The organism is Euzebya tangerina (assembly GCF_003074135.1).
Taxonomy (GTDB): domain Bacteria; phylum Actinomycetota; class Nitriliruptoria; order Euzebyales; family Euzebyaceae; genus Euzebya; species Euzebya tangerina.
On the sequence record NZ_PPDK01000001.1, the window covers coordinates 2,063,004 to 2,087,129 of the forward strand.

A 24,126-nucleotide genomic window follows, 5' to 3' on the forward strand; every position below is an offset into this window, starting at 1 on the left:
CTACACCGCATGGTGCAAAATGCAACGGACGGACTCCCGGCGAGAGGGCGACCGCCGTCGTTCGATCGCCCTGCGGTCATCGACGCCGCCCTCCGCGCCTTCTGGCCCGCAGGCGCGGGCGGGACCACCGTGGCGGATCTCGAGCGCGCCACGGGCGTGGACCGCTCCTCCCTCTACAACAGCTTCGGGGGCAAGGGTGGGCTCCACCGTGCCGCCGCGGAGGCCTACGTCGGACGCGTCGAGGCTGGGCTGTTCGCGCCGCTGCGCGATGGCGATCGAGGGGTCACCGACATCGAGGCGTTCCTCGACAGGCTGGCCGGGATGCTGGCCTCGGCGGAGACCCCTGCGGGCTGCTTCATCGTCAACTCCATGGGCCGCGGCGACCGAGACGCTCACGCGACGGCTCGCTACCTCGACGGGCTGCGCGAGGCGCTCTCGGCCGCGGTCAGCCGAGCCGTCGATCACGGGGAACTCGATGCCGACGGCGCGGCCGACCTGGCGTCTGCCCTCGTGGCCGGGGTGCTCGGGGCCAACCTGATCGCCAGTACCGCTGGAGCCTCCGCGGCGGGGGACCACCTGGCGTCCCTGGCCCGCCTGCTGCGCATGTGAGGTGATCCCGAGAGCGTGCCGCAGCGCCGCGAAGCCCCGGTCTGGCATCGGGGTGACCTGGCCAGCCGGCTGCTGACGAAGCCGCGTCGTACACTCCGCGCGCACCCGCCACGCACCACTGATGCCTCGATCCGCCAACGCCGCCCCCGCCACCGCCCCCCGGGTGGGTGGTCTGCTGTACCGCCTGTACGGCAAGCAGTTGGAGCGCGTCGTCCGCCGCGACGACCTGCCACAGCACATCGGCGTCATCCTGGACGGGAACCGACGCTTCGCTCGGGAGCGCGGGCTGTCCACGGCCGCCGACGGCCATCGCAAGGGTGCGGAGAAGATCCCCGAGCTGCTGGACTGGTGCGACGAGCTGGGCATCTCCTACGTCACGCTGTGGCTGCTCTCGACCGACAACCTCGGTCGCGACGAGGCGGAGCTGTCTGAGCTGGTCGGGATCATCTCCGACAGCGTTGCCGGGTTGGTGCAGCAGCGCGAGCGCTGGCCGGGCTTGAAGGTCAGCGGGATCGGCGCGCTGGACGCGTTGCCGGACGAGTTGCGGACGGCGCTGAAGGAGGCGGCCGAGGCCACGGCAGACGGTGCGGGCATGCACGTCCAGATCGCCGTCGGGTACGGCGGCCGGCAGGAGATCACCGACGCGCTGCGGACCCACCTCCGTGAACGCTCCGAACTGGGCGAGTCGATCGACGACATCATCACCAACCTCGACCCCGACCACATCAGCGCCAACCTGTACGCGGCCGGCACCCCGGATCCGGATCTGATCATCAGGACCTCCGGCGAGATCCGACTGTCGGGCTTCCTGCTGTGGCAGTCCGCTCACTCGGAGTTCTACTTCTGCGACCCGTACTGGCCGGACTTCCGGCGCATCGACTTCCTCCGGGCGCTGCGCGAGTTCCAGAGCCGGTCGAGGCGCTTCGGGCGCTAGCGCGCCGAATGGAACGGCGCTTCGGGCGCTAGCGCTTACCCTCCCCGCCATGCCTGTTGAACAGACCGATATCGCTGGCCTGCTGGTCGTGCGCTGGGACACTCACGGCGACGAGCGGGGCTTCTTCCGCCAGACCTACCAGGTGAGGGAGCTCACCGACGCGCTCGGCCGCGAGGTCGTGCTGCGACAGGGCAATCACTCCCACTCCGCCCCGGGGGTCCTGCGCGGCTTCCACGCCGAGCCTTGGGACAAGCTGGTCTACGTCGTCAGGGGCTTCGCCATGGCGGCCATCGCCGACATCCGTCCTGAGTCCCCGACCTTCGGCGAGGTCCGTACCTTCATGCTCGGCGAGCCGCCGGAGGGTGAGCGGATCCGCCTGTTCATCGCGGAGGGGCTGGCCAACTCCTTCGTCACCCTGGGCACCGAACCGGTCGATTACCTCTATGACGTCTCGGGCTACTGGCAGCCCGACGTCGTCCAGCCCGCTGTCGCCTGGGATGACCCCGATCTGGGCGTCGAGTGGCCCATCGAGGAGCCCGTCATGAGCGAGAAGGACAAACAGAATCCGACGCTCAGGGAAACATTCGGCGACCACCCGCGACTCCGCTAGTCCCCACGCCTCAGGGGTGCGGCGGTTGCCCGGTTCCAACCCCTCCCACGGTTAGGCTCGGGCCGTACCGTGAAGACCACCATCGAACTCGTCCGACACGCCAAGGCACACAGCCGCGATCGCTGGTGGGGGCGACCGGATCGGGAACGACCGCTGACCGACACGGGCATGGATCAGGCGCGAGCACTCGCCGCGGCGCTGCCCGACTCGGGACCGCCGATCGCCAAGCTGTTCTCGAGCCCTTGGGTCCGCTGCACCCAGACACTCGATCCCCTGGCAGATGCCATGGGTGTGCACGTCGTCGACGCCGAGGAGCTTGGCGAGGTGGTCAACCTGCCGGTCCACGATGGCGGCGACGCGTGGGTCACCTCGGCCTGGCTGGGTGGCCGGGCGGTGTCGTTCATCGACCAGCTGGTGGCCAGCTACGGCGAGAAGCGAGTGGTGTGCTGCTCCCACGGCGATGTGATCCCAGCCCTCGTCGCCGTCCTCGTCGGCCGTGACTCCCTCGACCTGACCGATGTTCGGTGCAAGAAAGCCGCCCGCTTCACCCTGACCTTCACCGACACCGTCTGCACCGACGTCATCTACCACCCCCCAGCCCGCTAGCCGATCACACCTACCGCCGAGCCGCCCCCGATCCTGCTTCCCCAACTTCATATCCGCACACGCTGAAAGGCCTGACATGTCCCCGTCCCGGGTCACCTACGTCCTCGACACCTGTGTACTGCTGGCAGATCCTCGCGCGATCTATCGGTTCGACGAGCACGACGTCGTCCTCCCACTGGTGGTCATCGAGGAGTTGGACCGGCAGAAGACCCGGATGGACGAGGTGGGACGCAACGCGCGGACGGCGATCCGGCTGATCGAGGAGGTGTCGGCGACCAGTTCCGACGGCCTGGTGTCGCCGGCACCACTGCCGGGGTCAGGGACCCTGCGGATCGAGGCGAACCACGTCGACCAGCAACTCCCGCACTACCTGGACCCGAGCACGCCCGACAACCGAATCCTGGCGGTTGCGGTCGCCCTGGGGGGCACGCTGGTCACCAAGGACGCCGCCCTTCGGATCAAGGCGGCCCAGCTGTCTGCCGCGTCGGAGGACTACCGCGCGGATCAGGTCCACGTCGATCACCACTACACCGGCATCGCCGAGCTCAGTGTCGGTGGCGACTGGTTGGACACGCTGCACACCGACGGCAAGGCATTCCTCGAGGCTGTCGACCACCCGGATCTGTGGACCAACGAGTGCCTGGTCCTCAAGTCCGCCACCAGCTCGGGCCTCGGCCGGGTCACCGAGATCGCGGGCGAGCGCATCACCGTGCAGCGGGTCCTCGGCTCGCCGCGGGCGTTCGGGGTCCAGCCCCGCGACGTGAAGCAGACATTTGCGCTCGACCTGCTGACAGATCCGGCCGTGCCGTGTGTGTCGCTCATGGGCATGGCCGGCACGGGGAAGACCTTCCTGGCCCTGGCTGCCGGGCTCGAGCAGGTGGTGGAGCGCGGCTCCTACCGACGTCTGAGCGTGTACCGGCCCCTGGTCGCCGTGGGCCGCCAGGAGGTCGGCTACCTGCCGGGCGATCTGGACGAGAAGCTCTCGCCCTGGATGGCTGCGGTCCACGACAACCTCTACTCGCTGTTCCGCAAGGATGCCGATAGCCCGTTCGCGAAGGGGACCTTCAACTCCGATGGGCACGTCCAACGGATGGTCGACTCACTCCTCGATCGGGGTCAGCTGGAGATGGCGGCCATCACCTACCTCCGCGGCCGCTCCATCACCGACGAGTACGTGATCGTCGATGAGGCCCAGAACCTGGAACTGCCCACGCTCAAGGTGATCCTCACCCGGATGGCGGCCGGGTCGAAGGTGGTGTTCTGCGGGGACCTCTCGCAGGTCGACAACCCCTACATCTCGCCACACGGCGGCATGTCGGCCCTGATCGAGAAGCTCAAGGGCACCGACCTGTTCGGCCACGTGACCATGGCCAAGGGTGTCCGGTCCCCGCTGGCCGAGTTGGCTGCCACGACGTTCTGATGGCCAACTGGACCGAGCAGCCCTGGTCGTGGTGTGGCCGGCACACCGGCGGCCGTCCGACGGTCTTCCCGCTGTACCGGGACTGGTTGCGGCCGCTCCCCGCCCGCAGCTGCGGCCCGCCTGGGCGTCGATCGGATTCTGCGGGCGGCAGCCATGAGCAGCGCGGTCCGGAAGCCTGCGTGAGCCGGAGTCGCAGGCACCTCCCCGGACACTGAGCGGAGGGGCAACGGCAGTCATGTCGTGGTCGCCGGGTCGTCGAGCAGGATTCCGCGGACGGCGGCACGAACGGCGCGAGCGGCGATCGCGGCATCCAACGCCCCCTCGTTGACCAGACCAGCTGTGCCGTGGGCAACCCCCCAGACGGCCATCGCCACCTGCACCGGATCCCGCTCGTCAGTCAACGCGGCAGCGACGTTGTCGACCAGGGAGGCGTATCCAGCCTTCCCGCTCGGACCCTTGGCGCCGATCGCCACGAGCGGCCACCGGGCCGGCCGGGTCACGGCGTAGCCGAAGTAACCGGTCGCGATGGCGATCGTGCTCTCGACGGGACCGGTGACACGGGTGCGGGCGTCCTCCACGTGATGGAGGAGTTCGCGAAACACACGCTCGGCTGCATGTCCCCGCAGGGTCTCGAGGTCACCGACGTGACGGGCCAGGGCGTTGGGCGCCACGTCCAGTCGACGGGCGACCGCACGGACGCCCAGGGCGTCATACCCCTCGTCGTCGACGAGTTGGAGCGCGACATCGACGATGCCGGCCCGATCGAGCTTGGTGGGGGGAGCCACACGCACCTTTCTACAGGCCTTGATGAACAGTGTGCACTATGGCGCCTCCATGTCATGATGGACACTGTCCACCATCGACGAGCTCAGCTGGGAGTGCCTCGAATGCCGCAGACCATCGTGATGACCGGATCCACCTCGGGCTTCGGGCGGGTCACCGCTGAGGCCCTCCTCGCCCGCTCCGACATCGCACTCGTCACGCACCACCGGTCCTCGACCAATCGGCCCCCGCCCGGTGCCCGTCGGGATGATCAGGTCGATCTGGCCGACCTCCAGGCGGTGGCCGGATGGGCCGACGAACTCGCTGCCGCAGTCGCGGCGGGTGAGTTGCCACCGATCGGCGCGATCGTGGCCAACGCCGGCCTGCAGATCCCCGAAGGCGTCAGGACCACCGTCCAGGGCCTCGAGACCACATTCGCGGTCAACCACCTGGCCCACGTCGTCCTGATCGACCGTCTGCGTGCGGTGCTCGAGCCGGGTGCTCGGGTGGTCATCACCGCCTCCAGCACCCACCGGGGCGACCTGACGGCCCGGCTGTTCGGGATCAAGCCGCCACGGCTCGAGTCAGCGCACCGGATGGCCGACCCGGCCTCGCTGGACGGCAGTCGGGAGGCGGGCCTGCGTCGCTACGCCACCTCCAAGCTCTGCAACGCCCTGCACGTCACCGCCCTGGGGGCTGACCAGCCGGACCTGGTCCCCGTCTCCTTCGACCCCGGGCTGGTCCTCGACACCGATCTGGCGCGCGACTGGCAGATTCCCGAGTTCGGGCGGCGCGTGACCGCCGCGCTCGCGAAGCCGCTGTCGCTCCTGCCCGCCGCCAACACCGCAGCAACTGCGGGTGCCTGGCTCGCGGACCTCGCAACTGGTCAGACCGGTTCGCGGGGGCAGTACATCGAGGCTGGGCGTGGCCACCGCGATGCCACGGACGAAGCCCGGTCTGTGGACCTCGCGCGTCAGCTCCTGACCGAGTCCCGGGAGGTCGTGGACAGGGCCCTCAGCTCGACGTGATCAGCCGGAGCCGGCCGGTGGCCGCTGGCCGGTCACCACGTAGGCCGTCTGCCGTGCGATCTCGACGCCGTGGTCCGCGATCCGCTCGTAGTAGCGGGCGATCAGCGCCAGACTGACGGACTCCTCCACCGACTGCGTTCCGGTGTACAGGTCGGTCAGCAGCACCTTCTGCAGGAGGTCGACCTGATCGTCGTCGGATTCGAGCTCGTTGGCGGCCAGTGCGTCGCGGGTGGTCCACGACGCGAGGCCGCGGGTGAACAGGTCGTGGCTGACCGTGCCCAGTTGCCGGACTGTCTCGCGCAGCTTCTCCGGCAACGACGGGGGGTGGATCCAGGTGAGCGACTCACCGACGTGCCGGAGCAGGTCGCCGGACCGGTAGACGTCCTGCACGCACTTGAGCACGGCGACCAGATGGCGCAGGTCGCCCGCGACGGGCGACTGCTGGGCGATGAGCAGGAAGCACCGCTCCTCCAGCTGCTGGCAGGCGACGTCGACCTTGCGGTCTTCCGCGATGAGCTGCGCCGCCGTGTGTGCGTCGCCCAGCAGGAACGCGTCAGTCATCGGGTCGATGGCGCCCGCGACCAGTTCGCCCGCCTGGATGAGGGCCCGATCACAGTCCTCGAGGGCTTCCTGGAAGCCCAATCGCAGCGAGGCCTGGTCGTCCTCTTCGTCGCCAAGTCGGGCGAGCGGGTCATACGCGCTGTCTGAGTCCATCAGCCCCCTCAGCCTAGCGCGGGCGGCTTGCGGGACAGTAGCGGTTGGGACACCGATCGGGCGCCTACCCTCCTGGTATGTCAACCCGCTCCTGGAGCCTGATCGCTCGTCGCAGTGCACCCATCCTGATGGAGCCGGACTGGGTCACACCGCTCGACGAGTGGGACGACCCCAGGCTGGTCGAGGTGGCGCGCGGCACCCATCGCCACGTGGTCAAGTTCCTGGCGCTGGACGACGGCGTCTATGCGTTGAAGGAGCTGCCGAACGACGATGCCATGCGGGAGTACCGGCTGCTCGGATCGATGACCCAGGACGGGTTGCCCGTCGTCGAGCGCGTCGGTGTCGTCCGCCGGGACCACCTGGACGACGTCCTGATCACCCGCTACCTGGACTACAGCCTGCCGTACCGCCACCTCTTCAGTCAGCGCTGGGGGACGATGAAGAACACCTCCGAGTTGGTGTTCAAGCTCCTGGACGCGATGGCCCTGCTGATGGTCCGGGTCCACCTCCGTGGTTACTACTGGGGCGATTGCTCGCTGAACAACGCCTTGCTGAAGCGCGATGGCGGCGAGCTCACGGCCTACGTCGTCGACATGGAGACCGGCGAGCACCACCCGTCATTGACGAATGGTCAACGCGAATCCGACCTCGAGATCACCGAGATGAACGTGGCGGGTGGGCTGATGGACGTGGCCGCGGAGCTCGGCATCGACGACGGGCCGGACCCCCTGGAGGTCGTCACCGAACTGCGCCACCGCTATGAGCGGCTGTGGGACGAACTGACGGTGGAGCAGATCGTCGGCGTGAACGAGCGGTACAAGATCGATCAGCGGATCCGGCGATTGAACGACCTCGGGTTCCATGTGGATGAGGTGGAGGTCGTGCCGATCGAGGGGTCGGAGGGCGGGGTGATGCGGATGCGAGCGCTGGTCACGGAACGAGGTCATCACGCGGGGGAGTTGCTCAACCTGACCGGCATCCACGCCCAGGAGAACCAGGCCCGGCTGATGCTCAACGACATCAACAGCTTCCGGTCGTGGGCGGAGAGCGACGCAGGCCGGTCGATACCACGCTCCGTAGCCGCCTTCCGGTGGCTGAACGAGGTCTTCGAGCCGATGCAGCAGGCCATCCCCGACGACATGAAGGACCGACTCGAACCCGTCGAGGTGTTCCTCGAGGTGCTCCGGCACAAGTGGCACCTGTCAGAACAGGAGGGGCACGACGTCGGCAACGACATCGCGCTGGCCTCCTACATCGACACGATCCTGCCCGACGCACCGACCGAGCGGGTTGTGGTGGCCGACGATCCGGAGCTCGAGACCGGGTGGATCGGGTTCGGGTGACCGGATGTCGCTCGAGCGGGGCCCGCCTACGGCGCCTTGGTGACGTGCTGCTCGTCCAGGTAGGCCATCAGGTCGTCTGCCGGGACACGCCAGCAGCGACCGACCTTGGTGGCGCCGATCTCGCGGCTCGAGATCAGTCGGTACACCGTCATCTCCGACACCCGCAGGTACTCAGCGACCTCCGCGACGGTCAGGAGTTGCCGGTCGAGGATGGAGCGGACAGGGGTGTCGACGGGGTCACCGATGTCCAGGGGAAGGGCAGACATGTGAATTCCTCTCATGTAACTCATCGAACGTATGTTCCTACTGTACCCATGAAAGCATGACCCTGTGACATTCGGGTCTCGTGTGGCTGTTCCTGCGCCATCGGCGTGAGGACGAGGAGGGCGCAGAGGACGAAGCCCACTCCCTGGACGACGCCGTGGGTGAGCGCCATGGTCGGGATCGTCGGAGCCCAGACGCCGGTGACGCTGCCGATGGCCCACCAGGTCGCGAGTGGCATGCCGACGAAGACCGAGCAGCGGGAGAGCGCCCAGAGGGCTCGCCGGCTGCGGTCGCTGGTCCGGACCGGTCCTGCTGCCACGGCCCAGAGCCACAGGGAGAGGGTCAGGACCACGGCCCCGGCGATCTGCGCGGGCCGGTAGACGGCGAACCCGATGGCCACGAGTGGGGAACCCAACACGACCCCGATCGTGGCCAGGGCGAGCGCACGTGAGCGTGCTCCCGCCCGCAGTCGCGTCGTGGCTGCCAGGATCGCGATGGATGCGAACCCGGCGTAGTGGAAGTGGATCGCCGTCAACGTCACGATGGCGGGGCCGACCGCCAGCGGGTCTGCGGCGGCCCGATCGAGGACCAACCAGGCCGCTCCGACGGTCCAGTAGGCCGGGGCACTTGTCGCGGCCACCGCGGCAGCTCCCGTGACCAGCAGACCTTCGCGGGCGTGTGGCTCCGGCCTCCCCCTGAGGTCGCGGATGGTTGCTGCCGTGGCCTGGACCGTGGTCGCGCCCGCCAACACCACCCACGGCACGGCCAGCAGCACGGCCCAGGGCGATGGCGGCAGCAGCAGGGAGGGAGCCGCGAGCAGGGCCAGGAGCACGGCTTGACGCCCGGTCGATGGGTGTCCGGTGAGGCGAAGCGCCAAGGGCACCACACCCACCAGAGCCAGGATCAGAAGCACATGGACAGCGACCATGGCTTGAAGCCTACCAGGTTAATTGATCGATCGATTAATCTGTCGCTGTGGCGCGATCGGACGCCAGTGCATCGTCCTCGGCGTCCGCCAGTGCGCGTCCCGCGTCGACGTCAACACGGCGGAGCAACCACATGCCCAGCGCGAAGAAGATGGAGAGTGAGCCGACGGCGGGCCGGCTGGAGGCGAACAGCGCGACGCTGATCGTGAACACGAACGGGGAGACGAAGGAGGCGAACTTCGACAGGATGGAGAAGAACCCGAAGAACTCGCCACTGCGCCGGTCGGGTACGAGGCGGGCGTACAGCGATCGGCTGAGGGCCTGGGAGCCGCCCTGCACGACAGCCACCAGCCAGGCCAGCAACCAGAACTCCACCACCGAGTCCAGGAACGCTCCCCAGAGCCCGATGACGAGGTAGGCGATCAGGGCCAGGTTGATCGCCGACTTCGTGGTCATCCGATCGGCGAAGCGGGCGACCACAACGCGGCCGACCGTCAGGGCGAAGAGCCCGGCCAGGAGTTGGACGGCCAGCGCGATGCCGATGATGGCCGGCAGGCTTGCGGTCCGGGTCGCTGGCAGCACCTCGATCTGTTCGATCTGGAGCGGGCCCACTGCACCCGCCGGGACGACCAGCACGTGGTCGCCGATCGACGGGACGGCCACGGTGATGGTCTCGCCCTCCCGCACAACAGGGCCCTCGGCGTCGATCACCACCCGGTCGCCGCCGGACAGCAGGGGCTCGCCGTCGAGCGTCAGCGGGATCTCGCCCATCCCCGGCTGGGCGGTGAACGTCACCTCCAACGACTGACCCCGCCACTCGACGACCGTCCGGTTCTGCTCGTCCGGTGGCGGTGGGGCAACGATGCCCTGGTCGGCGAACGTCGGACCGGCAGAGCCGATCAGGTCGCTCGGCCCCGTGATGCGAAGCGCGATCGACGTCAGCGGCAGCAGGACGATGTTGGCCACGACGAAGGCCGTGATCATTCGCTTGCGCCGAGGATCGCTTCCGGTCGGCAGTGAGCCGAACACCAGGGCGTAGGGCATGCCCAGGAACTGGACCAGCAGGATCGCGAAGGTGAGCTCGATCGGCGCGAAGCCAAGTTCGACTCCATAGATCGCGGCGACGGCGATGACGGCGCCGATGGCATCGTTGTAGATCAGAAAGCTGACCAGGAATCGGCGCAGGTCGGGGAAGCGCTTGAGGTCCCGCAGCGTCGCGATCGCGTCGCTGACCCCCGCACGCAGTGCCTCGCGTCCGGTCCGGTCCCCCTCACCCGGCGGCTCGGGGACGTGCCGGATCAGCGGGACGGAGAAGACCGCCCACCACACCGCCACGCTCAGCAGACTCAGTCGGAAGCCGAGGTTGTCCTCCGGCAGAGCCAGGATCATTCCAGCATTGATGGTCAGGAGCAGCCCGCCGCCGAGATAGCCGAAGGCGTAGCCCCGAGCCGACACCCGGTCGAGCTCCTCCCGTGAGGTGATGTGCGGCAGCAGGGCGTCGTAGAAGACGTTGGCGCCGCCGAAGCCGATCCGACCGATGACGAACAGGACCGATGCCAGGATCCAGTCCCCGGTGTTCACGCCGAACAGACCGGCCGTCCCGATGATCCCTATGACGGCGAAGAGCAGCAGGAGGCGCTTGCGGGTCCCGGTCGCGTCCGCCACCGCACCGAGGACCGGGGAGAGGATCGCCACGACCAGCACGGAGGCCGAGAGCGTGACGCTGTAGTACTGGGTCGCGGTGGCCGCTGACGGCAGTGTGGCCCCGGCGACTGAGGAGTAGTAGACGGGCAGGACGGCAGCCAGGATCGTGGTCGCGAACGCCGAGTTGGCCCAGTCGTAGGTGATCCAAGCGCGGACCTGGCTGCGGGTGTCGGTGGCGCTCACGACGGGCAACCCTAGTGGAGGGCCACCACCGCCGTCCGGTGCACACCCAGCGTTCGCATCCGGTTCACGGGTCAGGGTCACCACGGATGCCGTCCGTTGGCTGCCGTGGCTATCGTCAAGACCATGACAGCCGTCATGGATGCCGCCCCCCATCCGGCCCGGGACACGTCGGCCCGGCTGGAGCGGTACCTGGCCCTCGGTGACAGCCTGACGGAGGGGAAGGGAGACCCGGACCCAGCGGGCGGGCTACGCGGGTTCGCCGACCTGCTCGCCCTGGGGCTCGCACGGACCCACCCGCAGTTGCAGTACGCGAACCTCGCTCGCCCCAGCGTCCGCGTGGCCGAGGTGTTGGCGCATCAGGTGCCGCGGATCCCGCAGTACAGCCCCGACCTCATCACCGTGATCGCGGGTGTGAACGACGTGATCGCGCTGCACTTCAATCCAGACCGCATGGCCAGCCGCGTGGAAGCGCTGTTCGGGGCCGCCAGGCGTCGGGCCCCCGCGGCGGCCATCCTGACCGCCACCCTGCCGGACATCGCGGAGATCAGCGATGTCGGCCGGCTGTTCCGCGGACGGGTCCGACAGCTGAACGCGATCACCCGTGCCACGGCGGCCCGTCACGGCATCCGGCTGGTGGACCTCCACCACGACGTGCAGCTCACAGCCGAGGACCTGGCGCTCGACCGGGTTCACCCAGGTCCGCGCGGCCACCACCTGCTCGCCAGCGCCTTCGCCACGGCTCTCGGTGTCGCTGTGCCAACCGCGCCTGAGGGGCCGACGTGCCGCACGGCATCGACGGGTGAGCGGCTCGTCAGGACGGTGCTGGTCGCGCCCAGGTTCGTCGTCCGACGACTGGACCGACGCCGGCTGATCGCCGGGCAGCCGCCGAAGCGGCCACTGGCCGCGGTACCAGTCGCCCGGCCACCGAGGGTCAGCCGCTAGCCTGCCCGCCATGCCCCCCGTGACCATCGCCGACCATCAGCTCGAGTCGAGGGGACGCATCCGTGTGGTGACGCTCTCGCGGCCGGCGGTCCGCAACGCGATGGACACCCGTCTTCTGATGGTGCTGCTGGACACCCTGACCGACGCCGTCGGTGACGACGATGTCGCCGCCATCGTCCTGACCGGCGACGCCGGCCACTTCTCGGCCGGTGCTGACCTGAAGGAGGAACTGGACCGCGCCGGCCAGGTCCGGCGCATGGAGCTGTTCGGCCAGGTGTACGAGACGGTGGCGATGTGTCCGAAGGCCGTGGTCGCCGCCGTCGTCGGCTCGTGCGTCGGAGGGGGAGCCGAGGTGGCGACCGCCTGTGACATCCGGGTGGCCTCGACCGACATCACGATGCGGTTCCCCGGGACCCGGATGGGGGTCCCGGTCGGTGCCGCCAAGCTGGTGGGACTGGTCGGGCTCGGCACCGCCAAGGACCTGGTCCTCTCCGCACGGACCATCGACGGAACCGAGGCACACCGGATCGGGCTGGTGCAGCGCCTCGCACCCGCCGAGGCCGTGCTCAGCACCGCGGTCCAGGTCGCAGAGACCATCGCGGCGGGCGACCCGCACACCGTGACCTACCTCAAGGCCATGTTCGACCGCTTCTCCGGCCTCGGGGATCGGGTGCAGGCCGAGAACGACGCCATCCACGCGCTGGCGGAGGCCGGAGGCGACTACACCTCGCTCAACCAGCCCAACCCGAAGACCACCTCGGGGTGGTCGGCCACCGCGTGGAAGCACCGCTGAGCGCACCGAATCCGTCCCTGCCCGCTTGGTCTGCGGATCCGACCGCGGGGTAGGGTCCGCGCCATGGCTGACCGCAACCTCGCACTCGAACTCGTCCGGGCCACCGAAGCCGCCGCGATCGCGGCCGGACGGTGGATGGGCCGAAACGACAAGGAGGCCGGCGACCAAGCCGCCGTCGACGGCATGAGGCACATGTTGACCACCGTCGACATGGCCGGGGTCGTGGTGATCGGGGAGGGGGAGAAGGACGAGGCCCCGATGCTGTTCAACGGGGAGACGGTGGGCTCTGGGAACGGCCCGGCGACCGACATCGCCGTCGATCCGGTCGATGGGACCACGCTGCTCGCCCAGGGCCGGCCCGGGGCGCTGGCGGTCCTCGCGATGTCGCCGCGCGGGACCATGTTCGACCCGGGACCCATGGTCTACATGGAGAAGTGGGTGGTGGGTGCCGACGCTGTCGGCGTGATCGACATCGATGCGCCGACCACCGAGAACCTCAAGCAGATCGCCAAGGCGAAGTCCAAGAACGTCAGCGACCTCACGGTGATCATGCTGGACCGTGAGCGTCACGCGACGATGGCCCAGGAGATCCGGGACGCCGGCGCACGGCTGCGGCTGATCATGGACGGCGACGTCGCGGGCGGACTGCTGGCGGCAATGCCGGACCGCTCCATCGACCTCTGCGTGGGCATCGGCGGGACCCCGGAGGGTGTGGGGACGGCTTGCGCCATCCGGGCGCTCGGCGGTGAGATGCTCGGCCGACTGTGGGCCCGGGACACCGACGAGGCGGCGCGGGCTCGTGCGGACGGGTTCGACCTCGAGGAGATCCTGACGACGGAGAAGCTGGTCGCCAGTCCGGACACCTTCTTCGTCTGCACGGGTGTGACCAGCGGGGAACTGCTGGCGGGCGTGAACTACACCGGTCACGGCGTGTCGACCGACTCCCTGGTGATGCGGGGAAGCTCGGGGACCGTCCGGCGGATCCTGGCGGACCACACGGATCGGAAGCTCGAGGAGCTCGGCGCCCTCGGCCAGTAGGACGCCAGGTACGGTTGGCGGCCGTGAAGCCTTCAATCGTCATTCTGGGAGGTGGCCCGGGCGGGTACGAGGCCGCACTGGTCGCGGCCGAACAAGGGGCCGACGTCACCGTCGTGTCCGCCGAGGGGTTGGGGGGCAACTCCGTCCTCTGGGACTGCGTCCCCTCCAAGGCCATGGTCGTCTCCTCGGTTGCCATGGGGTCGATGCAGAAGGCCGAACGGTTGGGGGTCCACCTCAAGGGCGACGGGTCGGACAACGTGGCCTCGGCCACCGAGGCCGACATCGGTGAGGTCATGGACCGCGTTCGCCGTCTGGGCCTCAGCCAGTCCGCCGACATCGAGTCAAACGTCGAGGCCGCGGGCGCCCGCATCATCAGGGGCTGGGGTCGACTGGCCGGACCCGACACGGTCGAGGTCACCGCCGAGGACGGCACGGCAACCGCTCACCACGGCGACGTCGTTCTCGTGGCCACGGGCTCCACGCCGCGGATCCTGCCGTTCTTCGAGCCCGACGGGGAGCGGGTCTTCACCTCACGGGAGCTGTTCAACCTGACCAGCAAGCCAGACCGGCTGATCGTGGTCGGCTCGGGTGTCACCGGCGCCGAGTACGCCCAAGCCTTCGCCAAGATGGGCGTGGACGTCCATCTGGTCAGCTCCCGCGACGTCATCCTGCCCAGCGAGGACACCGACGCCGCGCGAGTGCTCGAAGGCGAGTTCGAGCGCTGGGGCATGACCATCCACCGTCGGCGACGTGCGGGCGACTGCGACGTGACCGGCGAGGGTGTCCGGGTCAAGATCGCCGCCCCGGACGGCACTGAGGAGGAGTGGATCGAGGGCAGCCACGTCTTGTTCTGCGTGGGCCAGGTCCCGGCCTCCCGTGGCCTGGGTCTCGAGTCCGCCGGTGTCGACATCGACGAGCACGGGTTCGTCCAGGTCGACGCGGTCAGCCGGACGAACATCCGCACGGTCTACGCTGCCGGAGACGTGACCGGTCGGATCATGCTGGCCAGTGTCGCGGCCATGCAGGGCCGCAACGCCATGTACCACGCCCTCGGCATGGCCGTCGCGCCGTTGCGGTGGGACGCCGTCGCCGCCTGCGTCTTCACCTCACCGCAGGTGGCCACCGTCGGCAAGTCGGGTGAGGAGATCGCCGCCGAGGAGTTGGGTGCCGACACCCTGCGCCTGAACTTCGCGGGCAACCCGCGGGCGAAGATGGAGGAGGCGACCGTCGGGTTCGTCAAGATCCACGCGTTGAAGGGGTCCGGAACCGTGGTGGGTGCGACCGTCGTCGCCGACAACGCCAGCGATCTGATCACACCGCTCAGCGTGGCCGTCCACCACCGGCTGAGCGTCAGCCAGGTCGCCCAGGCCTTCGCCATCTACCCGTCGATGGGCGGCTCGACAGCAGAGGCGGCACGCCAGCTCATGGGGCTCCAAGCGGGCGCGAGCGCCTGAACGCCACGACCTGGCCGACCCCCGCCTGACGTCCGCCCGTCAGGCCCGCGCCCGTCGCTTCTCCTGGTACATGGCCGTGTCGGCCCGAGCGATGATCGCCTCGACCGACTCGTCCGCCGTGGCCAGTGCCATCCCCATCGAGGCGGCGACCTGCACCGGCCGACCGTCGATGATGATGGGCCGGCTGATGACGTCCCGAATCCGGTCGGCCAGGACGTCGAGTGCTCGCTCATGGGTGGCGTTGCCCACCACGACGAACTCATCACCCCCCAAGCGGGCCACGACATCCTCGTCCCGGAGCACATCGGAGATCCGGGCCGCGACCTCGGTCAGGACCCGATCGCCACCCTGATGGCCGAATGCATCGTTGACGGCCTTGAAGCCGTCCAGGTCCAAGAAGAGCACCGCAGACTGGCCTTGTCGGGCCAGGCGGGCTTCCAGGTAGCGGGCGAAGCCAGCACGGTTGGGGATGTCTGTCAGGGCATCGGTGTGCGCCAGGCGGTCGAGCTGCTCGTTGGAGGCTTCGAGCTCCCGGACCAGTGCCTCGTTGCGGATCCGAAGCTCCGACGCCGTGCGGAACGCCGCCCCGGCCTGTCGCGCATTGAAGAAGAGGATCCCCCCGACGATCGTGATGCCGACAGCCAGGATGATGCCGATCCCGCCGACCAGGAGGGCGCTCAGCGCCGCGAGTGCGATCATCGGCACGCAGGTGACCAGGAACATGCTGGTGCGTGCGAAGGCCGTCGGCAGGTTGGCCGCGACGATCACCGTGACCGACGCCAGGAGGACCGGGTACATCGGATTGTCCAGCCCGGCTGGATCCATGGGGATCAGGGTCGTCCCGCCGGTGAGGAGGCCGTGGGCGAACAGCAGGATGTAGATCCCCCGCAGGCCCGGTTCGAGGTCAGCCAACGTCGGACTGGAGGCCACCTGCCTCGTCCGCAGCGCCAGCACGCCGGTGACCACCGCCAGGACCAGCGGCACACCGATGGCCAAGGCCGGCGCCGCGCCACCCACCAGCAGCATCGCAGCCAGCACCACCGGCCCCACGAAGGTGCCGGCGAGGGCGTTGGAGGCCGCCGACCGGAGCGAGGCCACGAGAGCCGCGTGCTCGACGATGTCGGCTTGGCTCTCCTCGGAGGGTGTCGCGGGACTGCTGGTCACGCCTCCGTAGGGTCCTACGTATCCACGATGGTCGCAAGGACGTCGCCGGAGTTCACCACGTCCCCCGCGGCCGCCCTCAAGGACACGGAGCCCGCCTTGTGTGCCTTGATCGCGTTCTCCATCTTCATCGCCTCGAGCACCAGGACCAGGTCGCCCTCGGCAACCTCCTCGCCGTCCTCGACGGCGGTCTTGACGATGGTCCCCTGCATCGGTGCGGCCAGGTCATCGCCGGACACGGCCTGGCCACCACCGGTCGATCCGCGGCGGCGCTTCGGCTTGGCCGCAGCCGGCGCGCCAGCAACCGCGGCGAGGCCGTGGACGGTTACCTCGAGGCGCTTGCCGCCGACCTCCACCACGAGCGGCTGGGTGGCCTGGTCGTCATCATCAGCGGCGGCCGGTGCCGGCGCGGCGGCGATCCCGGAGAGGTCCCACTCCGTCTCGACGCTGATGGTCGAGGTGGAGCCGGCGATGAAGTCCTCGTGGCCGAACGCGACCTCGAAGAAGTCCTGGGTCGTGGGCACACCCTCGATGGTCAACTCGCCGAGCGCACGGATCATCCTGCGGCGTGCCTGTTCCCGGTCCGCCCCCGTGGTGATCAGCTTCGCGATGAGCGAGTCGTAGCTCCGCGGGATCTCCCAGCCGGCTGCCCCGACCCCATCGACACGGACACCGGGACCCGACGGCGCCTGCCAGCCGGTGATCAGCCCCGGGGAGGGGACGAACCCCATGCCGACGTTCTCGGCGTTGATGCGCGCCTCGATCGAGTGGCCCTCGAGTCGCACGTCGTCCTGGGTGAAGGGCAGGGCCTCACCGGCAGCGACCCGCAGCTGCCACTCGACCAGGTCCACACCGGTGACCTGCTCGGTGACCGGGTGCTCGACCTGCAGGCGCGTGTTCATCTCCAGGAAGTAGAAGTCGCCGTCCTCGTACAGGTACTCACACGTGCCGGCACCGGTGTAGCCGACCTGCTCGGACACGCGGACCGCGGAGGCCCCCATGGCGGCGCGAACCTCATCGGGAAGACCGGGGGCCGGCGCCTCCTCGATCAGCTTCTGGTGTCGACGCTGGGTCGAGCAGTCACGGTCGCCGAGGTAGAGGGTGTTGCCGTGGGTGTCGGCCAGGATCTGGATCTCGATGTGCCGGGGTCGGGCCAGGTAGCGCTCCACGTAGACCTCCCCCCGACCGAAGGCGGCTACGGCCTCGCGCTGGGCACTCTCCAGCGCCTCGAGGAGGTCCCCGTCACCGCGCACGACCTTCATGCCGCGTCCGCCACCGCCGAAGGCCGCCTTGATGATCAGCGGGTAGCCGTGCTCTGCGGCGAAGGCCTTGACCTCCTCGGGGTCATCCGTCGGCTCCATCATCCCGGGGACCAGGGGGCACTCGGCGGCCCGTGCGGCCTCGCGGGCGGAGATCTTGTCGCCCATCGCGGTGATGGACGCAGGCGGCGGTCCCACCCAGGTCACACCTGACTCGGTCATCGCCCGGGCGAAGTCGGCGTTCTCTGACAGGAACCCGTACCCCGGGTGCACCGCACCCGCTCCTGACTGCTCGATCACCTCGGTGATGCGGGCGATGTTGAGGTAGGACTCCGCCGCCGGAGCAGGCCCGAGCAGGTAGGCGGCGTCCGCCGCGGACAGCCAGGGTGCATCCCGATCGGCCTCGGAGTAGACCGCGATCGACTCGAGTCCGAGGTCGGCGCAGGCACGGAACACCCGGAGGGCGATCTCGCCTCGGTTGGCGACCAGGACGGGACCCAGATCGGCCAACGCTGCGCTCGGTGGGTCGGGGAGGGGAGCCGTCACTGCAGGGCCTTTCGAGGTGGTGTTGGTGGGGCGGGACGAGCGCGCCGGATGGTATCCAACTCGGGGTCGTGCACCCCAGCCGACACCGCCTTGGTGAATCGAGCGGTTGACGGCGTACCCTTCACTGTCGTTCTGCCAGATCCGCCCCAGGAGTCTCGCCCCTTCATGCGTTCGTCACCGTCGATCCCCCAACCGTCGCCCGAGCCGCCGGCGTCCGAGCCGGCAGGATTCTCGGCCGGCTGGCGACGATCTGCGCCGCTGCTGCTGCTCGTCGTCCTCGCAATGACGTTGAGCGCCTGCACGCAGCAGGAACCGGAGGTCAGTGCCAACGACCAGGTTCCTGCCGCCCTTCGTGTCGCCGAGGTCGAGGAGGGCGAGGACGGCGAAGGCGGTGAGAGTGGTGGTGAGGGTCTGGAGGAGGCTGACGCGGTGTGGACGGCCGATTCCAGTCTGGTCTACACCTCCGCTCCCTCGACCATCCCCGCAGACGGCGCGCTGCTGGCGATGGAGTTGACGGCAGGGACGCCGCACAACGTGGTCATCGAGGGGTTCGAGGGTGACCGGATCCTGCTCGAGTTGGACGGCCCCGGCGTCGACACTGCGCAGGTGTCCATCCCTCCCGGGACCTACACCTACTACTGCTCCATCGCCGGCCACCGCGCCGCCGGCATGGAAGGCACGGTCACCGTCGAGTGAGCCGCGGGTCGGCAGCCGACCGTAGCGGGGCCACACCGGTTGCCTCCCGGCGCGCCGCGTAGGCCCACGCCGAGGAAGAGGCCGCCGGCGGGGGCCCACCAGCCGATGACGCCAGGGCGAGCACAGCCATGCTGAGGGCCGCGACCTCCTCGGCCGTGGCATGGCCGGACGTGACGGTGATGCGCAGGTGGTCCTCGCTCATCGCAGCACCCGCTTCAGCGCACGAACCATCCCCCGACGGTCAGCCGGGCTGACGACCACGACCCCTCTGGACGTGGTCAGCGGGATCACGTGGGTCTCCTCGCGGGTGGTCAGATAGGCCCGGAAGATCCCCAGGTCGCTGCGACGAAAGCGGCCGTACCAGCCGAAGACGCCACTCGATCCGCCGATCCGGATGCCCAGGCGACCTGGGTCATCGTGCCGACTGAACCCGTCCACATCCGCGGACCAGGGGCGCCAGAACCGCCGGCGGACCGCCAGCGTGGTGCCGTCGAGGTCATACCCGGTCGGGCCCATCGCCCAGGACAGGCCCATCGTCGTGGCACTGATCAGCACCATCAGCAGCACCAGCGCCGCGGACCCACTCAGGAGTCCAATCCCGGCCGGAATCATGAAGGTCAACCCGAGGGTGAACTGGGTGGTGGCGCGGCCGACGCGGTCGAGGTCCGCGGCCGCGAACTGGGGGTCGCCGTCGCTCACAGCGGGATGTTGCCGTGCTTGCGTGCCGGGGCCGGCTCCCGCTTGGTCCGCGCCAACTCGAGTGCCTTGATCAGCGCTGGGCGGGTGTTGGCCGGCTCGATGACATCATCGACGTAGCCGCGCTCCGCCGCGATGTAGGGGGTGGCGAACCGCTCATCGTAGTACTCGATGAACTCGGCGCGCTTGGCCTCGACGTCCTCCCCGGCCTCCTCCGCGGCAGCCAACTCCCTGCGGTAGAGGATGTTGACCGCTCCCTGCGGACCCATGACCGCCACCTCGGCGGAGGGCCACGCCAGGTTGATGTCGGCCCCCACGTGCTTGGAGCCCATGACGTCGTAGGCGCCCCCGTAGGCCTTTCTCGTGATCACGGTCAGCTTCGGCACGGTCGCCTCGCAGTAGGCGTAGAGCAGCTTCGCGCCGTGGCGGATGATGCCGTTCCACTCCTGCTCGGTTCCCGGCAGGAAGCCGGGGACGTCCTCGAAGGTGATGATCGGGATGTTGAACGCGTCGCAGGTCCGGACGAAGCGCGCGCCCTTCTCCGACGCCTCGATGTTCAGGGTCCCGGCGAGCGACATGGGCTGATTGCCCACGATGCCGACGACGTGACCGTTCAGCCGGGCGAAGCCGATCACGATGTTGGTGGCGAAGTGCTGCTGCACCTCCAGGAACTCGCCATCGTCGACGACTCGGCCGATGATGTCCCGCATGTCGTAGGGGACGTTCGAGGAGTCGGGCAGGAAGGTGTTGAGCTCCTCGTCCGCGCGTTCGGGGTCGTCGGTCGGCGTCTCGTACGGCGGCTCCTCCAGGTTGTTCTGCGGGAGGAAGGACAGCAGGTAGACGAGGTCGGCGATGCAGGCCTCCTCGTCGTCGGAGGCGAAGTGGGCGACACCGGACTTGGTGTTGTGGCTCATCGCGCCGCCGAGCTCCTCCATGCTCACGTCCTCGCCGGTGACGGTCTTGATCACCTCGGGTCCGGTGATGAACATGTGGGAGGTCTCCTTCACCATGAAGATGAAGTCGGTCATGGCCGGGCTGTAGACCGCGCCACCGGCGCACGGGCCCATGATGGCCGAGATCTGGGGGATGACGCCGCTGGCCTGGACGTTGGCGTGGAAGATCTCGCCGTAGCCACCGAGCGCCACGACACCCTCCTGGATCCGGGCCCCGCCGGAGTCGTTCAATCCGATCATCGGCACGCCCATCTTGAGCGCCAGTCCCATGACCTTGGTGATCTTGGCCGCGAAGACCTCGCCGAGGGACCCGCCGAAGACCGTGAAGTCCTGGGCGAACACGCAGACCTGTCGACCCTCGATCGTGCCGTAGCCCGTCACGACGCCGTCTCCGGGAACCTTCTTGTCCTCCAGACCAAACCCAGTGGCCCGGTGGACGGCCAGCCGGTCGAGCTCGACGAAGCTCCCGTCATCGAGCAGCAGATCGATCCGTTCCCGCGCCGTGAGCTTGCCCTTCTCGTGCTGTTTGGAGATGGAGCTCTCGGAGGCGGCGTGAAGCGCCTCATCCATCCGACGACGAAGTGTTTCGAGCTTGGACGCGGTGGTGGCAGACACGGGGACGGAGGCTACCCCGCTCACCCAGGGGACTGGTAGCTGGAGGACGTGGCCCGTCCCAGCGGTCAGGTGGCTCTCCGGCGGGCCGGGGACGTTGGCCCTCAAGGTGCCCTCGTGGCAGGCCGACCCACACTCCATGAGTCTCCCGCAGTTCGCTCGCCGCCTGCCCAGCATTCGCGGCCTGCTCCTGGTCGGCGGCCTGCTCCTCCTCGTCCCGTTGCTGTTCACGACGGGGATCGAGTTGATCGAAGCCGATCAGCGCGTGGATGCCTCCACCAGTGCGACGGAGTCCGCTGACCGACTTGGTGTCCTGCTGCGGCTTGCGCCGGCGATCCGGGTTGAGACCAACGCGTCGGTGTCAGCCATGGGCAGCGAGGAGATCCCCGCCGAGATCCCACCCTTCATCCTGGCGACGGTCGGGCTCGACTTCGAGGCAGCCCTCACGGACTCCCGTGAGGTCGTCGATCAGCTGCTGGCCCAGTTGGATGACGACGAGATCCACCAGCTCCTGGCGGACCTGCGCCCGCAGGTCGAGGGCGCGGAGATCCAGCAGGTGTTCGATGGCTTCAACGCCGCCGCCGAAGTGATCGACGTGGCCATCGACCAGGAGGTCCAGACCCTGACCGCAGCAGCGGTTGATTCCGGTCGCGGCGGTCAGCTCATCGCGGCTGTGCGGGTCGCCGAAGCCGTTGCCGCGGTGCAGGTGGCCCAGGCTGGTCTGGTCCCACAGTGGGGCGCGCTGGTGGCTCCCGTGAGCGCTCCCGACACCAGCCAGGTCCGACAGCTCAGTGACGGCGTCGCGCAGTTGCGGCGTGCCGCTCGCGATCTGGATGTGGTCGCCGCGGGAACCGACGTGGGGGAGCAGTGGCGCGCCATCCACGACTCGCCGGAGAACCGCCGACTCATCGCACGCTTCGAGGACGCCGTCGAGCAGTTCAGCCTCTCCGGGGCCCGCGATCCCGCCGTCGACGTCCCCCTCTTCGCCGAGAACATCGACATCGACCAGATCAGCGAGGCCGTCGAGATCATCGGTGCCGCCACTGCCGACAGTGAGCTGTTGGCCGAGCAGTTCGACGTCCTGGTCGACACGGCCCTGTCCCAGGTCAACCAGGCAGCCACCGACGCCGCGGACGAGGCCCGACTGATCCGCAACCGGACGTTGGGCTGGGCGGTCGGCTTCGGCATGGTCCTCGTCCTGCTGGGCACATCGCTGTTCGTGGTGGTCGTCGGTCCGGTCCGGCGCATGGAAGCGGTCGCCCGGGCGCTCCGGGACGGTCACCTCGACAAGACGGCCGACGAGCAGGGCCCGCGCGAACTCCGGATCGCGGCCGGCGTCCTGAACGAGGCTGTCGCGTCGGTCCGACTGGCGGAGCAACAGGCCGCCGCGTTGGCGGCAGAGCGCCTGGACGACCCGGTCCTGAACCAGTCGGTGGCCGGTCGGCTCGGCGTCTCCCTCCAACGAACGGTGACCAGGCTTGCGGCCTCGCTCGCCGAGCGAGAGGAGTTCCAGCGGCAGCTCTCCCACGAGGCCAGCCACGACGGACTGACCACCCTGCCGAACCGCCGTGCGATCATGACCCACCTGGAGGAGGCGCTGTGGCGGCTGTCACGGCGCGACACCTCCATCGCCCTGCTCTTCGTCGACCTCGACGGCTTCCGGGAGATCAACGAGGAGCACGGCCACCTCGTCGGTGACATGGTCCTGCGCATCCTCTCCGACCGGCTGCTCGAAGTCTCACGGGACACGGATCTGGTCGGACGCATGGGTGGCGACGAGTTCGTCGTGGTCGCCCAGGATCTCGGCCGGATCGAGCACGCCGCGGCCGTTGCCAAGCGGGTCGGCGAGCGCCTGAACGAACCCATCACCGCCGCGGGTGTGACGGTGATCCCCGACGCGAGCATCGGTGTCGCCTTCACCTCCGATCCGGCGGCCACGCCGGAGGAGCTGTTCCGAGACGCCGACATGGCGGTCGCCCAAGCCAAGCTGGAGGGCCGCGGCCAGGTCGCGGTGTGCGACGAGGACATGCGCCGCCATCTGCTGGAACAGGGCGAGATGGAGGATGCCATCCGGGCGGCCATGGACGGCGACGAGTTCCACCTCGTCTTCCAGCCGGCCATCGACACCCGTACGGGGGCGGCCATGTCGCTCGAGGCCCTGATCCGGTGGGATCGGCCCGAGGTCGGCTTCGTCTCACCCGGGGAGTTCATCCCGGTGGCCGAGCGCAGCGACCTGATCGTCGAGTTGGACCGGTGGGTCCTCCGTGCCGTGGCCAGACAGATCGCGGCGTGGCAGTCCCACCCGGGCCTGTCAGGCATTCCGGTGGCAGTCAACATCTCCGGCCGTCACGTCGGCAACGGGACCCTGGCGAAGGACGTGCGGGCCGTCCTCGACGAGTTCTACATCGAACCGCAGTCCCTGATGATCGAGGTCACCGAGACCGCAGTGCTCGACGACGAGCGGGGCGCCGCCCAGCAGCTGACCGCGCTTCGCTCCATGGGTGTCAAGATCGCGCTGGACGACTTCGGGACGGGCTACATGTCTCTGGCGCACCTCCGGAGCCTGCCGGTCGACACGCTCAAGATCGACCGGAGCTTCGTCGCCAAGATGGAGGAGTCCACCGACCGGTCCCTGGTCGAGTTGATGGTCAACACCGGCCACCTGTTGGGCCTGTCGGTCACCGCCGAGGGTATCGAGACGCAGGAGGAGGCCGACGGGCTCACCGAGCTCGGGGCTGACGCCCTGCAGGGCTTCCTGCTGTGCAAGCCCATCGTCAGTGACGAGCTGGAGCGGCGGCTGCAGGGGCAGACCGCACTGGTCGGGCCGCTCTCGGTCACCGACACCTGGATGGCCTGATACCCACCTGGACGGC

Annotated in this window: 23 protein-coding genes and 1 pseudogene; 13 read left to right on the plus strand and 11 right to left on the minus strand. The window is 69.0% G+C overall.

Annotated features, from left to right (window positions below):
* Positions 1 to 9 precede the first annotated feature (9 nt).
* The 5 genes from C1746_RS09530 (at position 10) to C1746_RS09550 (ending at position 4,179) form a co-directional block, all read left to right on the plus strand.
* Positions 10 to 609: a TetR/AcrR family transcriptional regulator gene (locus C1746_RS09530; protein ID WP_116714371.1), complete on the plus strand. Its 600-nt coding sequence runs from the start codon at positions 10 to 12 to the stop codon at positions 607 to 609.
* A 121-nt stretch (positions 610 to 730) separates the two neighbouring features.
* Positions 731 to 1,543: an isoprenyl transferase gene (locus tag C1746_RS09535; protein ID WP_116714372.1), complete on the plus strand. Its 813-nt coding sequence runs from the start codon at positions 731 to 733 to the stop codon at positions 1,541 to 1,543.
* Positions 1,544 to 1,592: 49 nt separating this feature from the next.
* Entirely contained in the window at positions 1,593 to 2,153 is a 561-nt protein-coding gene (locus tag C1746_RS09540; protein ID WP_116714373.1) for a dTDP-4-dehydrorhamnose 3,5-epimerase family protein, read from the plus strand.
* A gap of 69 nt (positions 2,154 to 2,222) precedes the next feature.
* Entirely contained in the window at positions 2,223 to 2,759 is a 537-nt protein-coding gene (locus C1746_RS09545; protein ID WP_116714374.1) for a phosphoglycerate mutase family protein, read from the plus strand.
* A 76-nt stretch (positions 2,760 to 2,835) separates the two neighbouring features.
* A complete protein-coding gene (locus C1746_RS09550) occupies positions 2,836 to 4,179 on the plus strand; it encodes a PhoH family protein (RefSeq protein WP_116714375.1) in 1,344 nt (447 codons plus the stop codon).
* A 233-nt stretch (positions 4,180 to 4,412) separates the two neighbouring features.
* On the opposite strand, the gene C1746_RS09555 is transcribed toward C1746_RS09550, so the two are convergent.
* Entirely contained in the window at positions 4,413 to 4,964 is a 552-nt protein-coding gene (locus C1746_RS09555; protein ID WP_162867575.1) for a TetR/AcrR family transcriptional regulator, read from the minus strand.
* A gap of 102 nt (positions 4,965 to 5,066) precedes the next feature.
* Between C1746_RS09555 and C1746_RS09560 the strand changes: the two genes are divergently transcribed.
* A complete protein-coding gene (locus tag C1746_RS09560; protein ID WP_116714377.1) occupies positions 5,067 to 5,969 on the plus strand; it encodes a Rossmann-fold NAD(P)-binding domain-containing protein in 903 nt (300 codons plus the stop codon).
* On the opposite strand, the gene C1746_RS09565 is transcribed toward C1746_RS09560, so the two are convergent.
* On the minus strand, positions 5,970 to 6,683 hold the full coding sequence (locus C1746_RS09565; RefSeq protein WP_116714378.1) for a phosphate signaling complex PhoU family protein: 714 nt from the start codon (positions 6,681 to 6,683) through the stop codon (positions 5,970 to 5,972).
* A gap of 77 nt (positions 6,684 to 6,760) precedes the next feature.
* Between C1746_RS09565 and C1746_RS09570 the strand changes: the two genes are divergently transcribed.
* Complete coding sequence (locus C1746_RS09570) at positions 6,761 to 8,026, plus strand: DUF4032 domain-containing protein (protein WP_116714379.1); 1,266 nt, start codon at positions 6,761 to 6,763, stop codon at positions 8,024 to 8,026.
* Between the two features lie 26 nt (positions 8,027 to 8,052).
* On the opposite strand, the gene C1746_RS09575 is transcribed toward C1746_RS09570, so the two are convergent.
* Genes C1746_RS09575 through C1746_RS09585 form a run of 3 tightly spaced genes read right to left on the minus strand, consistent with a single transcriptional unit; the run spans position 8,053 to position 11,103 of the window.
* A complete protein-coding gene (locus C1746_RS09575) occupies positions 8,053 to 8,292 on the minus strand; it encodes a helix-turn-helix domain-containing protein (protein WP_116714380.1) in 240 nt (79 codons plus the stop codon).
* 20 nt (positions 8,293 to 8,312) lie between these two features.
* A complete protein-coding gene (locus tag C1746_RS09580) occupies positions 8,313 to 9,218 on the minus strand; it encodes a YndJ family transporter (protein ID WP_116714381.1) in 906 nt (301 codons plus the stop codon).
* 34 nt (positions 9,219 to 9,252) lie between these two features.
* Positions 9,253 to 11,103, minus strand: a complete 1,851-nt coding sequence (locus C1746_RS09585; RefSeq protein ID WP_162867576.1) for an MFS transporter — start codon at positions 11,101 to 11,103, stop codon at positions 9,253 to 9,255.
* Between the two features lie 123 nt (positions 11,104 to 11,226).
* Between C1746_RS09585 and C1746_RS09590 the strand changes: the two genes are divergently transcribed.
* From C1746_RS09590 to C1746_RS09605, 4 genes are all read left to right on the plus strand, one after another.
* A complete protein-coding gene (locus C1746_RS09590) occupies positions 11,227 to 12,045 on the plus strand; it encodes an SGNH/GDSL hydrolase family protein (protein WP_116715650.1) in 819 nt (272 codons plus the stop codon).
* A gap of 10 nt (positions 12,046 to 12,055) precedes the next feature.
* On the plus strand, positions 12,056 to 12,838 hold the full coding sequence (locus C1746_RS09595; RefSeq protein ID WP_116714383.1) for an enoyl-CoA hydratase/isomerase family protein: 783 nt from the start codon (positions 12,056 to 12,058) through the stop codon (positions 12,836 to 12,838).
* Between the two features lie 63 nt (positions 12,839 to 12,901).
* Positions 12,902 to 13,876 carry a class II fructose-bisphosphatase gene (gene glpX, locus C1746_RS09600; protein WP_116714384.1) on the plus strand — a complete coding sequence of 325 codons (975 nt, stop codon included), beginning with the start codon at positions 12,902 to 12,904 and terminating at the stop codon, positions 13,874 to 13,876.
* A gap of 23 nt (positions 13,877 to 13,899) precedes the next feature.
* Positions 13,900 to 15,330: an NAD(P)H-quinone dehydrogenase gene (locus tag C1746_RS09605; protein WP_240598871.1), complete on the plus strand. Its 1,431-nt coding sequence runs from the start codon at positions 13,900 to 13,902 to the stop codon at positions 15,328 to 15,330.
* 39 nt (positions 15,331 to 15,369) lie between these two features.
* On the opposite strand, the gene C1746_RS09610 is transcribed toward C1746_RS09605, so the two are convergent.
* Both C1746_RS09610 and C1746_RS09615 read right to left on the minus strand, forming a co-directional pair.
* On the minus strand, positions 15,370 to 16,494 hold the full coding sequence (locus C1746_RS09610) for a GGDEF domain-containing protein (RefSeq protein ID WP_116714386.1): 1,125 nt from the start codon (positions 16,492 to 16,494) through the stop codon (positions 15,370 to 15,372).
* Between the two features lie 14 nt (positions 16,495 to 16,508).
* Positions 16,509 to 18,296: an acetyl/propionyl/methylcrotonyl-CoA carboxylase subunit alpha gene (locus C1746_RS09615; RefSeq protein ID WP_240598872.1), complete on the minus strand. Its 1,788-nt coding sequence runs from the start codon at positions 18,294 to 18,296 to the stop codon at positions 16,509 to 16,511.
* Positions 18,297 to 18,461: 165 nt separating this feature from the next.
* Here C1746_RS09615 and C1746_RS09620 point away from each other — a divergent pair, with 165 nt between their 5' ends.
* On the plus strand, positions 18,462 to 18,992 hold the full coding sequence (locus C1746_RS09620) for a plastocyanin/azurin family copper-binding protein (RefSeq protein WP_116714387.1): 531 nt from the start codon (positions 18,462 to 18,464) through the stop codon (positions 18,990 to 18,992).
* On the opposite strand, the gene C1746_RS09625 is transcribed toward C1746_RS09620, so the two are convergent.
* From C1746_RS09625 to C1746_RS23190, 4 genes and pseudogenes are all read right to left on the minus strand, one after another.
* Positions 18,979 to 19,194, minus strand: a complete 216-nt coding sequence (locus C1746_RS09625) for an acyl-CoA carboxylase epsilon subunit (RefSeq protein ID WP_116714388.1) — start codon at positions 19,192 to 19,194, stop codon at positions 18,979 to 18,981. The two genes, C1746_RS09620 and C1746_RS09625, sit on opposite strands and share 14 nt — an antisense overlap.
* The gene (locus tag C1746_RS09630; RefSeq protein WP_116714389.1) at positions 19,191 to 19,691 is read right to left on the minus strand and encodes a PH domain-containing protein; all 501 of its coding nucleotides are present in this window, start codon (positions 19,689 to 19,691) and stop codon (positions 19,191 to 19,193) included. Before C1746_RS09630 ends, C1746_RS09625 begins: the two co-directional genes overlap by 4 nt.
* On the minus strand, positions 19,688 to 21,130 hold the full coding sequence (locus C1746_RS09635; protein WP_414627959.1) for an acyl-CoA carboxylase subunit beta: 1,443 nt from the start codon (positions 21,128 to 21,130) through the stop codon (positions 19,688 to 19,690). Before C1746_RS09635 ends, C1746_RS09630 begins: the two co-directional genes overlap by 4 nt.
* Positions 21,082 to 21,207: pseudogene (locus tag C1746_RS23190) on the minus strand (hypothetical protein); the annotation flags it as partial. The pseudogene C1746_RS23190 and the gene C1746_RS09635, both read right to left, overlap by 49 nt.
* Before the next feature lie 185 nt (positions 21,208 to 21,392).
* Here C1746_RS23190 and C1746_RS09640 point away from each other — a divergent pair.
* Positions 21,393 to 24,110, plus strand: coding sequence for a putative bifunctional diguanylate cyclase/phosphodiesterase (locus C1746_RS09640; RefSeq protein ID WP_116714391.1), 2,718 nt, complete (start codon positions 21,393 to 21,395; stop codon positions 24,108 to 24,110).
* Positions 24,111 to 24,126 lie beyond the last annotated feature (16 nt).

Excerpts from the sequence above, each read along its gene's own strand:
- C1746_RS09530 (WP_116714371.1), top strand. The coding sequence starts at position 10 with ATGGTGCAAAATGCAACGGACGGACTCCCGGCGAGAGGGCGACCGCCG.
- C1746_RS09535 (WP_116714372.1), top strand. The coding sequence starts at position 731 with ATGCCTCGATCCGCCAACGCCGCCCCCGCCACCGCCCCCCGGGTGGGT.
- C1746_RS09540 (WP_116714373.1), top strand. The coding sequence starts at position 1,593 with ATGCCTGTTGAACAGACCGATATCGCTGGCCTGCTGGTCGTGCGCTGG.
- C1746_RS09550 (WP_116714375.1), top strand. The coding sequence starts at position 2,836 with ATGTCCCCGTCCCGGGTCACCTACGTCCTCGACACCTGTGTACTGCTG.
- C1746_RS09560 (WP_116714377.1), top strand. The coding sequence starts at position 5,067 with ATGCCGCAGACCATCGTGATGACCGGATCCACCTCGGGCTTCGGGCGG.
- C1746_RS09565 (WP_116714378.1), bottom strand. The coding sequence starts at position 6,683 with ATGGACTCAGACAGCGCGTATGACCCGCTCGCCCGACTTGGCGACGAA.
- C1746_RS09570 (WP_116714379.1), top strand. The coding sequence starts at position 6,761 with ATGTCAACCCGCTCCTGGAGCCTGATCGCTCGTCGCAGTGCACCCATC.
- C1746_RS09575 (WP_116714380.1), bottom strand. The coding sequence starts at position 8,292 with ATGTCTGCCCTTCCCCTGGACATCGGTGACCCCGTCGACACCCCTGTC.
- C1746_RS09580 (WP_116714381.1), bottom strand. The coding sequence starts at position 9,218 with ATGGTCGCTGTCCATGTGCTTCTGATCCTGGCTCTGGTGGGTGTGGTG.
- C1746_RS09590 (WP_116715650.1), top strand. The coding sequence starts at position 11,227 with ATGACAGCCGTCATGGATGCCGCCCCCCATCCGGCCCGGGACACGTCG.
- C1746_RS09595 (WP_116714383.1), top strand. The coding sequence starts at position 12,056 with ATGCCCCCCGTGACCATCGCCGACCATCAGCTCGAGTCGAGGGGACGC.
- glpX (WP_116714384.1), top strand. The coding sequence starts at position 12,902 with ATGGCTGACCGCAACCTCGCACTCGAACTCGTCCGGGCCACCGAAGCC.
- C1746_RS09620 (WP_116714387.1), top strand. The coding sequence starts at position 18,462 with ATGCGTTCGTCACCGTCGATCCCCCAACCGTCGCCCGAGCCGCCGGCG.
- C1746_RS09625 (WP_116714388.1), bottom strand. The coding sequence starts at position 19,194 with ATGAGCGAGGACCACCTGCGCATCACCGTCACGTCCGGCCATGCCACG.
- C1746_RS09640 (WP_116714391.1), top strand. The coding sequence starts at position 21,393 with ATGAGTCTCCCGCAGTTCGCTCGCCGCCTGCCCAGCATTCGCGGCCTG.